This is a genomic window from Kitasatospora sp. NPDC028961 (assembly GCF_055564815.1).
The window spans coordinates 254977-267117 of sequence record NZ_JBVHVO010000003.1; the positions used below are offsets into that span (position 1 = coordinate 254977).

9 protein-coding genes are annotated in these 12141 nt (G+C 74.8%); 6 read left to right on the forward strand and 3 right to left on the reverse strand.

The features are described from left to right. Positions 1 to 95 precede the first annotated feature (95 nt). From lpdA to ACZ4UX_RS08635, 3 genes are all read left to right on the forward strand, one after another. Positions 96 to 1484 carry a dihydrolipoyl dehydrogenase gene (gene lpdA / locus ACZ4UX_RS08625; protein WP_329487334.1) on the forward strand — a complete coding sequence of 463 codons (1389 nt, stop codon included), beginning with the start codon at positions 96 to 98 and terminating at the stop codon, positions 1482 to 1484. Positions 1485 to 1540: 56 nt separating this feature from the next. Further along, positions 1541 to 3292: a 2-oxoglutarate dehydrogenase, E2 component, dihydrolipoamide succinyltransferase gene (gene sucB, locus ACZ4UX_RS08630; RefSeq protein ID WP_465706103.1), complete on the forward strand. Its 1752-nt coding sequence runs from the start codon at positions 1541 to 1543 to the stop codon at positions 3290 to 3292. Positions 3293 to 3476: 184 nt separating this feature from the next. Then, on the forward strand, positions 3477 to 3992 hold the full coding sequence (locus tag ACZ4UX_RS08635; protein WP_329487336.1) for a DUF4240 domain-containing protein: 516 nt from the start codon (positions 3477 to 3479) through the stop codon (positions 3990 to 3992). 145 nt (positions 3993 to 4137) lie between these two features. Here ACZ4UX_RS08635 and ACZ4UX_RS08640 read toward each other — a convergent pair whose 3' ends face one another. Together ACZ4UX_RS08640 and ACZ4UX_RS08645 are read right to left on the reverse strand one after the other, a co-directional pair. Further along, positions 4138 to 5181, reverse strand: coding sequence for a DUF2510 domain-containing protein (locus ACZ4UX_RS08640; RefSeq protein WP_465706104.1), 1044 nt, complete (start codon positions 5179 to 5181; stop codon positions 4138 to 4140). A 187-nt stretch (positions 5182 to 5368) separates the two neighbouring features. Next, complete coding sequence (locus ACZ4UX_RS08645) at positions 5369 to 5866, reverse strand: GNAT family N-acetyltransferase (protein WP_465706105.1); 498 nt, start codon at positions 5864 to 5866, stop codon at positions 5369 to 5371. 73 nt (positions 5867 to 5939) lie between these two features. Here ACZ4UX_RS08645 and ACZ4UX_RS08650 point away from each other — a divergent pair, with 73 nt between their 5' ends. The 3 genes from ACZ4UX_RS08650 (at position 5940) to ACZ4UX_RS08660 (ending at position 10046) form a co-directional block, all read left to right on the forward strand. Then, positions 5940 to 6845, forward strand: coding sequence for a TIGR01777 family oxidoreductase (locus ACZ4UX_RS08650; protein ID WP_396486895.1), 906 nt, complete (start codon positions 5940 to 5942; stop codon positions 6843 to 6845). Positions 6846 to 7380: 535 nt separating this feature from the next. After that, positions 7381 to 8712: an NAD(P)/FAD-dependent oxidoreductase gene (locus tag ACZ4UX_RS08655; protein ID WP_465706106.1), complete on the forward strand. Its 1332-nt coding sequence runs from the start codon at positions 7381 to 7383 to the stop codon at positions 8710 to 8712. Between the two features lie 104 nt (positions 8713 to 8816). Next, the gene (locus tag ACZ4UX_RS08660) at positions 8817 to 10046 is read left to right on the forward strand and encodes a cation:proton antiporter (protein WP_465706107.1); all 1230 of its coding nucleotides are present in this window, start codon (positions 8817 to 8819) and stop codon (positions 10044 to 10046) included. A gap of 56 nt (positions 10047 to 10102) precedes the next feature. Here the strand turns inward: ACZ4UX_RS08660 and ACZ4UX_RS08665 are convergent, their stop codons facing one another. Then, positions 10103 to 11941 carry a regulator gene (locus ACZ4UX_RS08665; protein ID WP_465706108.1) on the reverse strand — a complete coding sequence of 613 codons (1839 nt, stop codon included), beginning with the start codon at positions 11939 to 11941 and terminating at the stop codon, positions 10103 to 10105. Positions 11942 to 12141: the final 200 nt, after the last annotated feature.

Here is a 12141-nt window from a genome sequence, read left to right on the forward strand (position 1 = left end):
TGTATTTCCGGCACGACTGGGCGCCCCACAAAGGCTTCCGACCCACCGGACCGCGACCGGCCCGGCGACCCACCCCATTGCATGGAGGACGTGACGTGGCGAACGACGCCAGCACCGTTTTCGACGTAGTCATTCTCGGAGGCGGAAGCGGCGGTTACGCCGCGGCGCTCCGCGCCGCTCAGCTGGGTCTGAGCGTCGCCCTGGTCGAGAAGGGTGAGCTGGGCGGCACCTGCCTGCACCGCGGCTGCATCCCGACCAAGGCACTGCTGCACGCCGCCGAGATCGCGGACGAGACGAAGGAGGCCGCCGAGTTCGGCGTTCTGGCCACCTTCCAGGGCATCGACATCAACGGCGTCCACAAGTACAAGGACGACGTCATCGCCGGCCTGTACAAGGGCCTGCAGGGCCTGGTCGCCTCCCGCAAGGTGACCTTCATCCAGGGCGAGGGCAAGCTCTCCTCGCAGACCTCGGTGGACGTCAACGGCCAGCGCGTCGAGGGCCGCCACATCGTCCTCGCCACCGGCTCCGTGCCGAAGTCGCTGCCGGGCCTGACCATCGACGGCGACCGCGTGATCTCCTCGGACCACGCGCTCAAGCTCGACCGCATCCCGAAGTCCGCCGTGATTCTCGGCGGCGGCGTGATCGGCGTCGAGTTCGCCTCGGTCTGGAAGTCCTTCGGCGTCGACGTCACCATCGTCGAGGCGCTGCCGCACCTGGTCCCGCTGGAGGACGAGAACTCCTCCAAGCTGCTGGAGCGCGCGTTCCGCAAGCGCGGCATCAAGTTCGAGCTGAAGGCCCGCTTCTCCGGTGTCGAGTACACCGAGACCGGCGTGCGCGTCTCCACCGAGAACGGCAAGCAGATCGACGCCGACCTGCTGCTCGTGGCCATCGGCCGCGGCCCGGTCTCGGCCGGCCTCGGCTACGAGGAGAACGGCGTCGCGATGGACCGCGGCTACGTGCTCGTCGACGAGTACATGCGCACCAACGTGCCCACCATCTCCGCCGTCGGCGACCTCGTCCCGACCCTGCAGCTGGCCCACGTCGGCTTCGCCGAGGGCATCCTGGTCGCCGAGCGCGTGGCCGGCCTCAAGGCCGTGCCGATCGACTACGACGGCGTCCCGCGCGTGACCTACTCCAACCCCGAGGTGGCCTCCGTCGGCATCTCCGAGGCCAAGGCCGTCGAGCTGTACGGCAAGGAGAAGGTCGTCACCCTCAAGTACAACCTGGCCGGCAACGGCAAGAGCAAGATCCTGAAGACCGCCGGCGAGATCAAGCTCGTCCAGGTCAAGGACGGCGCCGTGGTCGGCGTCCACATGGTCGGCGCCCGGATGGGCGAGCAGGTCGGCGAGGCGCAGCTGATCTACAACTGGGAGGCTCTGCCGGCCGAGGTCGCGCAGCTCATCCACGCCCACCCGACCCAGTCCGAGGCCCTGGGCGAGGCGCACCTGGCGCTGGCCGGCAAGCCGCTGCACGCGCACGACTGATCACGCCCCACTCCCCCCATTCCAGTACGCAAGACTTGATAGGAGTCGCTGAAACCATGGCGGTCTCAGTAACACTGCCCGCGCTGGGCGAGAGCGTTTCCGAGGGCACCGTCACCCGTTGGCTGAAGGCCGAGGGTGAGCGTGTGGAGGTCGACGAGCCGCTGCTCGAGGTCTCCACCGACAAGGTCGACACCGAGATCCCGGCCCCGGCCTCGGGCATCCTGGCCTCGATCAAGGTCGGCGAGGACGAGACCGTCGAGGTCGGCGCCGAGCTGGCGGTCATCGACGACGGCTCCGGCGCGCCGGTCCCCGCCGCGGCCCCGGCCGCCGAGGCCGCTCCGGCCGCTCCGGCCGCCGCCCCGGCCCCGGTCGCGGAGGCGCCCGCCGCCCCCGCCCCGGCCGCCGAGGCTCCGGCTCCGGCCGCCCCGGCCGCCGCGCCGGCCGCCGACGCCACCCCGGTGCTGCTCCCCGCGCTGGGCGAGTCGGTCACCGAGGGCACCGTCACCCGCTGGCTGAAGGCCGAGGGTGAGACGGTCGAGGTCGACGAGCCGCTGCTCGAGGTCTCCACCGACAAGGTCGACACCGAGATCCCGTCGCCGGTCGCCGGTGTCGTGGTGAAGATCCTGGTCGGCGAGGACGAGACCGCCGAGGTCGGCGCCCAGCTCGCGCTGATCGGCGCCCCGGGCGCGGCCCCGGCCGCCCCGGCCCCGGCGGCCGCTCCCGCCCCGGCTCCGGCCGAGGCTCCGGCCACCCCGGTGGCCCCGCCGGCCCCCGTCGCCGCCCCGGCCCCCGTCGCCGCTCCGGCTCCGGCTGCCCCGGTCGCGCCGGCTCCGGCCGCTCCGGTCGCCGCCCCGGCTCCGGTCGCCGCCGCGCCGGCCGCCGACAGCGGTGACGCCTACGTCACCCCGCTGGTGCGCAAGCTCGCCGCCGAGCAGGGCGTCGCCCTGGCCTCCGTCACCGGCACCGGTGTCGGCGGCCGCATCCGCAAGCAGGACGTCATCGCCGCCGCCGAGGCCGCGAAGGCCGTTCCGGCCCCCGCCGCTGCCGCCCCGGCCGCCGCGCCGAAGGCCGCCGCCGCGCCGTCCCCGCTGCGTGGCCAGACGGTCAAGATGACCCGCATCCGCAAGGCCATCGGCGACAACATGCTGAAGGCCCTGCACGAGCAGGCCCAGCTGACCAGCGTCGTCGAGGTGGACGTCACCAAGGTCATCTCGCTGCGCGGCAAGGCCAAGGACGCCTTCCTCGCCCGCGAGGGCGTGAAGCTGTCCCCGATGCCGTTCTTCGTCAAGGCCGCCGCCCAGGCGCTGAAGAGCCACCCGGTGATCAACGCCCGCATCAACGAGGCCGAGGGCACCGTCACCTACTTCGACTCCGAGAACATCGGGATCGCGGTGGACTCCGAGAAGGGTCTGATGACCCCGGTCATCAAGGGTGCGGGCGACCTCAACATCGCCGGCATCTCGAAGAAGACCGCGGAGCTGGCCGGCAAGGTCCGCGGCAACAAGATCACTCCGGACGAGCTGTCCGGCGCGACCTTCACCATCAGCAACACCGGCTCGCGCGGTGCGCTGTTCGACACCGTCATCGTGCCGCCGAACCAGGTCGCCATCCTGGGCATCGGCGCGACGGTCAAGCGCCCGGTCGTCATCGAGGCCGACGGCGGCACCGCCATCGGCATCCGTGACATGACCTACCTGTCGCTCTCCTACGACCACCGCCTGGTGGACGGCGCCGACGCCGCCCGCTTCCTGGTGGCCGTCAAGGAGATCCTGGAGGCCGGCGAGTTCGAGGTCGAGCTCGGCCTCTGAGCCGGCCGCCACGGCAGCCCACGGCAGTACGGAACCCCGCGTCGTCCCCGGACGGCGCGGGGTTCCGCGTTGGCGCCCGGCTGCCCGGCACCGACCTCGGTACCCGTACTCCCCCGGCGCGGCCCGCGTTTCGCCGGGCCCATCGCATGCGATCGCGCGGGCGAACAGGGATGCTGGAGCGGTGATGGACGAGACCGACTTCTGGCAGATCATCGACGACACCCGGGAGGACGCCGACGGCGACCCCGACGAGCAGGCGGAACGGCTGGTGGAACGGCTCGTCCAACTGACCCCGGACGACGTCATCGACTTCGCGCGGCTCTTCGAGGCCCGGTTCCAGCGCGCCTACCGGACCGACCTGTGGGGCGCGGCCCACCTGCTGCTCGACGGCGCCTCCGAGGACACCTTCGACTACTTCCGCTGCTGGCTGATCGGCCAGGGGCGGGAGGTGTTCGAGGGCGGCCTGCACGAGCCGGACGATCTGGCCGACCTGCTCCCGGAGTTCGACGAGGAGGAGGACGGCGAGGCCGAGGACCTGGGCTACGCGGCCGACGAGGCGTACGAGCAGTTGACCGGGCTGCCGCTGCCCGAGGTGGGCGACCGGCAGCCCGCGCGGCCGGCCGGCGCCGCGCTGGACTTCGAGGACCCGGACACGATGGCGAAACGGTTCCCCAAGCTCTGGGAGCGGTACGGGGACTGACCCGGGAGCGGTACCGGAAGCGGCCCGGCGAAGGGTCCGGCCCGGCGGGAGGTCCGGCCCGGTGGCGGCCGGAACGCCGGAGCGGGTGCCCGAGCGGGTGGCTCGGACACCCGCTCGGGGTGCCGGTGGCGTCGGACGCCCGGGCTCAGGTGCCGGAGCCGGAGCCGCTGCCGTCCTGCTTGATGCCCTTGAGGATCTGGTCGAGCACGGTGGGATCGGGTGCGCCCGCGGCGTCGTCCACCCCGCCCTCGAAGGCCACGAAACCACCGCCCTTGGCCGGGACGGCCGCCAGCAGGATGTAGCCCTTGGTGCCGTCCGAGGTGGTGATGTGCCACCGCACCGCGTAGCCGGAGACGCCCGCCACGGTGGTGTTGGCGGAGCCCGCGTCGGTGTGCGAGGTGATCCCGGTGAAGATCGCCGCCGCGTAGGTGGGCATCGCCGCCTCCGCCGCCGCCCGGGCCGAGGCTCCCGAGATGGTGTCCTTCTCCACCGAGAACTGGCCCCTGATGCAGGAGCCGCCGCTCGGGCAGGTGTAGCGGCCGCTGCCCAGGAAGACCGTCGAGTGCGTGGTGTCGGTCTGCGAGTCCCAGCCCTGGAAGATCGGCACCGTGATGGAGTGCTGGGCGTCCGCGGCGGTGTCCTTGACCACGGGCACCGGCGGCAAGCTGGGGGCCGGCGTGGGCGTGGGCGCGGGTGTGCGCGTGGTCGGGCCGGGGCTCGGCGTCCGGCTCGGGGTGTCGGTGACGGTGACCGTCGGCACCGGCTCCGGGTCGGCCTTGGGATCGCCGCCGCTGTTGAGGGCGATCGCGGCGACCACGCCGACCACGGCCAGCACGCCGACCGCGATCCCCACGACCACGCCCGGCTTCATCCGGCCGGGCGGCGGCGGTGACGGCGGATAGCCGCCCTGCGGGTAGCCGTAGGCCTGCTGGTCCGGCGTCGGGTAGCCGTAGCCGGGCGTGCCCTGCTGGGGCGCGCCGTAGCCGTACGCGGGCGGCGGGGAGACGGGGGCGGGCTGCTGCGGGGTCTGCCAGGAGACCTGGGTCGGGGCGTCGGCGAGCCCGCCGCCGCCCGCCTGGAGGGGGCGGACGTCGCTGGTCCAGGCGTTGCCGTCCCACCAGCGCTCATGACCGGGCGTGCCGTCCGCACCCGGTACCGGGTACCACCCGGGAGGCGTCGAGTTGCTCACGGCCGTACGGTACCCGGCGCGGCACTGCTCCAGACAGGTTGGGTTTGTCACGAGTCTGCACCACCCCGGGGACCCTGATCTGACGTCCCGTCAGCGACTCGGGCCCCGGGAGGCGGCACGCGACCCACCCGCCGCGCCGGAGGGGGCGACGGGCGACCCGCCAGGCGCGGGAGGGCGGAGCGCGGGGTCAGCCGAGCAGTGAACGGGCCATCCAGATGTCGTCCACGTACCGGCCGTCGATCAGGAACTCCTCGGCGAGCGAACCCTCGACCACGAAGCCGCAGGCCTCGTAGAGGCGGCGGGCCGGGGCGTTGTGCCCGAGCACCCGCAGGGTGATCCGGCGCGCCCCCTGCTCCGCGGCGGCCGCACAGCCCGCCTCCACCAGCGCCCGGCCGACGCCCCGGCCGCGGGCCCCGGCGGAGACCGCCAGCCCCTGGATCTGCCGCACGTGCCCGTTACTGGCCAGCGGGGTGGGCGGAACCACCCGGATGTAGCCGACGATCCGGCCGCCCAGCAGGGCGAGCAGGAACTGGTCCGGGGTGTGGCGCTCGTCGAACACGGTGTCCCCCTCGGCCGGCTGCGGGGCGACGTCGCTCTGCCAGGACCAGGCGGCCCGGTTGAGCGCGGAGAGTTCCTTCTCGTCCTCGGCCTGCGCGGGACGGATGATCAGATCTTCGGCGTGCATGCGCGCCATGCTAGTCAGCCGCGCCCGGGGTGGATACGGAGTTCCGGCCGCCGGAAACTGCGAGGATGGGCCCATGCGCATCGCGGTCACAGGATCCACGGGATTGATCGGCTCGACACTCGTCCGCTCGCTGCTGGCCGACGGCCACGAGGTGGTCCGGCTGGTCCGGCACCGCTCCAGAACCGGTCCGCGGCCGGACGGGACGACGGCGATCGGCTGGAACCCGCTGCTGGGCCAGGTGGACCGGGCCGGGCTGGCCGGCGTCGAGGCGGTGGTGCACCTGGCGGGCGCCGGGGTCGGCGACCGCCGCTGGACCGACGCGTACAAGCGGGAGATCCGGGAGAGCCGGGTGCTCGGCACCGAGACGCTGGCCGTCGCGATGGCCGAACTCGACAAGCCGCCCCGGGTCTTCGTCAGCGCCTCGGCCGTCGGCTACTACGGCCAGACCGGCGACCGGGTGATCGACGAGGACTCGCCCGCCGGGGACGACTTCCTCGCCGAGGTCTGCGTCGAGTGGGAGGCCTCCGCGCGGCCCGCCGAACGGGCCGGGATCCGGGTGGTCCACCCGCGCACCGGGCTGGTGCTCTCGGCCGCGGGCGGGGCCGGCGGTCGGCTCTTCCCGCTGTTCCGCCTGGGGCTCGGCGGACGGCTCGGCGACGGCCGGCAGTACTGGAGCTTCATCTCACTGGCGGACGAGGTCGCCGCACTGCGGTTCCTGATCGACCGCGACGACCTGAGCGGCGCGTTCAACCTCAGCGCGCCGGAGCCGGTCACCAACGCCGAGCTGACGGCGGCGCTCGGCCGGGTACTGAAGCGGCCGACGCCGTTCCCGGTGCCGGAGGCGGCGCTCAAGGCGGTGCTGGGCGAGCTGGCCGTCGAGGTGACCGGCAGCCACCGGGTGGTACCGCGGCGGCTGCTGGAGGCCGGCTTCCGCTTCGAGCACCCGGACGTGGACTCGGCGGTGCGGGCGGCACTGTAGCGGCGGGGCGGCGTCGCGGCGGTTCCGCGGGGTGGCGGCACTGTAGCGGCGGTGCCGTGCGGGCGCGGCAGTGCCGTCGCCGCGGGGCGGCATGGTGGCGGCCGCTCCGGGCGGCCGCGGGGTGCGCGCGGAGCGGGCGCGTCCGGTAGGGCGCCTGCGGTAGGCCGAGTGGTCCGGGCGCGGATGCCCCGCCCGGGCCGCCCGCGTACGCCCGCTACGGCATCAGCCCTGGCCGGGGGCATATGCCGAGCGGGGTCGGGAGGGGCTCCGGGAGGGGGCGCACGGGAGCACGAACCAGGCGCGCCGCACGCCCCTGGTGACGGTGCGCGCCCGTGGAGCCCGAACAGGACCACTTGCGGGCACCGTGTGTGACCGCGCCCCCACCGCATGCTGTCGAACCCTCCCCGGGACTCGGATAGGGCCCGGTGTGCTTGTCTGACGCTCGTACTGACTGGGCATCACACCGTCGGACCGTGTCCCGGCACCCCGCTGCCTGCGTCGGCCGAAGCTCCGGGACCAGGGAGGGAGCACGCCAGTGCCCACATACGACTTCACCCGCCGCACCCGCCGACAGTCCGATCCGGACGTCGTCGTGGTGGGGGCCGGACTCGCGGGCCTGGCCGCCGCCCGCGCGCTCACCGGCTACGGCCTGACCGTCCAGGTCCTGGAGGCCTCGGGCCGGATCGGCGGCCGGATGGCCACCCGCGAGCTGGACGGCTTCCGGCTCGACCACGGCAGCCAGTTGCTGAACACCGCGTACCCCGAGCTGCGCCGGGCGCTCGACCTGGACCGGCTCGGTCTGCACCCGCTCGCGCCCGGCGTGCTCGTGCACAGCGGCGGCCGCCGCTACCGCGCCGGGGACCCGCAGTTGACCGCCGCCCGCCAGGCGGCCTCGCGGGCCCCGCTGGGCAGTCCGCTGGACAAGGCCCGGCTGGGCAGCTGGCTCAGCCGGCTGGCCGCCACCCCGGCCGACCGACTGCAGGCCCGGCCGGAGACCACCACCGCCCGCGCGCTCGGCGAACGCGGGCTCGCCCCGCGCACCGTCGACGGCTTCCTGCGGCCGCTGCTCGGCGCCCTGCTCAGCGATCCGGCCCTGGGCACCAGCAGCCGGATCGCCGACCTGGTGCTGCGCTGCTACGCGCGCGGCCGCCTCTGTCTGCCCGCCGACGGGATCGCGGCCGTCCCGGCCCAGGTGGCCGCCGCCCTGCCGGCCGACACCCTGCGGCCCGGCGTGCGGGTCACCTCGATCGCGGCCGACGGCGTGGAGACCGCCGGCCACGGCCGGATCGGCGCCCAGGCCGTCGTGGTGGCGACCGACGCACGCTCGGCCGCCGCGCTACTGCCCGGGCTGCGGCTGCCGGACTTCCACCCCGTCACGACCTTCTACCACGCCGCCGACCGGGCGCCGATCGGCGAGGCCGTCCTGCTGCTGGACGGCGACCGCCCGAACGGCCACCCGCCGCTGGTCTCGCACTCCCTGGTGCTCAGCGAGCTGCACCACTCGTACGCCCCGCCCGGGCAGGCCCTGATCGCCACCACCGTGCTGGGGCGGCGCTCCTTCGACTCCGGCGGGCCCGCCGCGCTCGAACCCGCGGTGCGGGCCCGGCTGGCGGAGCTGTACGGCGTCCCGACGAAGGGCTGGCAGTTCCTGAGCGTGCGCCACGTCCCGGACGCGGTGCCGGCCATGCCGCCGCCGCACAACAACCGCCGCCCGGTGCGCCTGCTGGCCGGGCTGTACGTCTGCGGCGACCACCGGGACACCAGCAGCGTCCAGGGCGCCCTGGTGTCGGGGCGGCGGGCGGCCCAGGCCGTGGCGCGCGACCTCGGGCTGCCGGTCTCCGCCCAGGACGCGGAGGCGGCGGCGTAACACGCGGCCGCCGGGCTGCCGGGACGGCACGCCACGGCGTGCCAGTATGCCGATATGACCGCTAATCGGACGTTTTCCGTCCAGGACCCCGGGCCCCTCGCCCGGTGAGCGCCGACTGCCGGATCGACCCGCTCGCACTGATCCTGATCCCGGCCGCCGCCGTGGCCGCCCCGCTGCTGGCCGACCGGCTGCTGCGGTGGGTCGCCGTGCCCACGGTGGTGTTCGAGATCGTGCTCGGCGTCCTGATCGGCCCCGACGTCCTGGACTGGGCGCAGGTCGACGGGCTGGTCGACGCGCTCTCCGAGTTCGGCCTGGCGATGCTGATGTTCCTGGCCGGTTACGAGATCGACTTCGCCAAGCTGCGCGGCGGCCCGCTGAAACGGGCGGGCGCCGCGTGGCTGGTGTCCCTGGTGGTGGCCCTCGGCGTGGGCGCCATGGTCAACCGGGACCCGCTGAACGGCGCCTTCGCCGGGCTCGCGCTCACCACCACCGCGCTCGGCACCATCCTGCCGATCCTGCGCGACTCCGGGGAGCTGCCGACGCCGTTCGGCTCGCTGGTGATGGCCACCGGCGCGGTCGGCGAGTTCGGGCCGATCATCGCGGTCGCGATCCTGCTTAGCGGCAACAGCCCGGCCAGGACCGCCGTCATCCTGGCCGTCTTCGCGGTGATCACGACGGCCGCCGTCGGCTTCGCCCGGCGGCCCCGGCCGGACTGGATGACCCGGCTGATCCGCCGCACCCTGCGCACCTCCGGCCAGTTCGCGATCCGCACGGTGATCCTGGTGCTGACCGCGATGGTGTCCGCCGCGGTCTGGCTCGACCTGGACATGCTGCTCGGCGCCTTCACCGCCGGGATCGTCTCCCATCTGCTGCTGACCGACGTGCCCGAGGCCACGGAGGAGGTCATCGAGGCCAAGCTGGAGGGCATCGGCTTCGGCTTCCTCGTGCCGGTGTTCTTCGTGGTCAGCGGGATGAAGTTCGACCTGGAGGCGCTGCTCCGGGACCCGGGCAGCCTGCTGCTCGTCCCGGTGTTCCTGCTGCTGATCCTGGCCGTGCGCGGACTGCCGGCGGCCCTCCTCGCCCCGATCGGGCTGGGCCGCCACGACCGGGCGGCGCTCGGCCTGTACGGCGCGACCGCGCTGCCGCTGGTCGTGGTGATCACCACGATCGAGGTGGACGCCGGGCACCTGCCGTCCTCCACCGCGGCCGCGCTGGTCGGCGCGGGCATGCTCTCCGTCCTGGCCTTCCCGCTGCTCGCCCAGCGGCTGCGCGGGAGCGCCCGCCCACCGGCCGCCGGGGGCGACCGGCAGCGGGTCAACGCCGAGAGCTGGTAGCCGCCGCGGCGGGCCGGCCGCCGGGGCCGGCCGGGCGGCCCCGGCGCGGGCCGTCGTCAGATCACCCCCGCCTGGCGCGCCGTCTCCTCGAAGGCGCGGGCCACCGGACTGCCCCGGTAGGGGGTGAGCCGGCGGTGGAAGTCCCGGACGTACTCCAGCGAACGGGCCGAGCGCATCTCCCCGGCCGCCCGCAGCGCGTCGGTGGCCATGGTGCACGCCTCGTCCAAGTCCCCCATGCCGAGCCGGGCGGTGGCCAGCACCATCCGGCAGAAGATCCGGCTGCGGGCGTAGGCGGGCGAGCGCAGCCGCAGGGACTTCTCGGCGTGCTGCGCCGCCGTCCGCCACTGCTGGAGGTCCCGGTAGCAGTGGGCGAACTCGTCGGAGAGCTGCGCTTCGTCGAAGTAGCGCGCCCAGGAGGGCAGTTCGTCGCCGGCCCGGGCGCCGGCCAGGGCCCGCTCGGAGCGGACCAGGGCGGTGGTGCAGGAGCGGACGTCGCCCAGCAGGCCGTGGCCGCGCGCCTCGGCGGCGTGCAGCAGCGACTGCACGGTGGGCGGCACGGTGGTGCCCACGCCCTGCTGGGCGACCCGGGCCAGCTGGACCGCCTCCCGGCCGTGGCCCAGGTGGACGGCCTGCTGGCTCATCGTCACCAGGATGTAGCCGCCGAGCGCGCGGTCCCCGGCGGCCTGGGAGAGCCGCAGGGCCTGGACGAAGTAGCGCTGGGCCAGGCCGTGCGCGGCGATGTCGAAGGACGTCCAGCCGGCGAGCCTGGTCAGGTCGGCGACGGCCCCGAAGAGCGCCCGCCCGATCTGCTCGCCGTAGCGGCCGCGCAGCATCGGCTCGGCCTCGCTCTCCAGGTAGCGGACCAGCGCCTGGCGCGCGTGGCCGCCGCCGTAGGCGTGGTCCAGCGCGCGGAAGAGGTCCCCGACGGCGCGGATGGCGGCGATGTCGCCCCGGCCGACGCGCAGCGCGGGCCTCGGCTCGCGGGCCGGATCGGTGTACGGCGGTTCGACGGCGGTCGGCGGCCGACGGCTCTGGGTCGGCACCCGGCCGAGCGCGGCGGCCGAGGCGGCCGGGGCCGGCGGTGCGCCGGCCCCGCCGCGGGCCGGGCGCGCGGGGGACGCTCCGGGCGCCGCAGCGCGCGCCTGGGGTGCGGACGGACCGCCGGGCCCGGACGGACCGCCGGGCGCCGGGCCGGCGGCGGTGTCCGGCCGGGGCAGCGTGGAGCCGTCCCGGGCGACCCGCTCGTCGGTGCGGCCGATCAGCCAGTCCCGGCTGGGGACGACCAAACCGGCCGGGGTGAAGGCGATCCGGCGCAGCTCGGACTGCGGGCCGTTGTCCTTGCGCCACATGCTCGCCACGATGTCCACCGCCTCCTGCGGCGTCTCGGCGAACTCCAGGCCGGCGTAGACCGGGGCGCAGGCGTCCAGGCCGAGGTCCTGGGCGGTGAGCCGGCGGCCGAGCCGGCGGGTGAACACCTCGGCGATCAGCGCCGGGGTGGCCCCGCGCGGCTGCTGGCCGCGGAGCCAGCGGGTGACCGAGGTCTTGTCGTACCGCAGGTCCAGGCCGTGCTCCAGGCCGAGCTGGTCGACCCGGCGGGCCAGGCCGGCGTGCGAGAAGCCGGCCTCCTCGATCAGGGCGGCCAGCTGGCCGTTCTGCGGAGCCGGACCGGTGCTCACCGCGGCCGGTGGCGGGGCGGGCGCGGGTGCGACGGGCGCGTCCGCGGGCGCCGGGGCGCTCCGGTGCCGTGCGGTCGTGACCTGCGCGGGCAGCCGCATATCGTCGGCGGCCGGGGCCTCGGGGGCGTCCGGAAGGGCCCGGCCGACCGGACCTCGGTGCTGGTCGAGCGGGTCGAGCGGTCCGTACGCCGGGCTGTCGGTTGCAGGCCGTTGGGGCATAGTCAGTCAACACCTCTCGGACGCCGTACCGGCTCCACCAGCACTTCGGCTGCCTGTGGCGGCGCCCCCTGTCGGGAATCGGCGTGAATGTAGCGAGCATTCGGGCGCTATGGGCGGTTCTGACCGAGCAATCCTCCGAACGGGTGAAGCATCGGCGCCCATTGTGGGGAAGCCCGAGCGGCACGGGTTTGGCCCGGGGC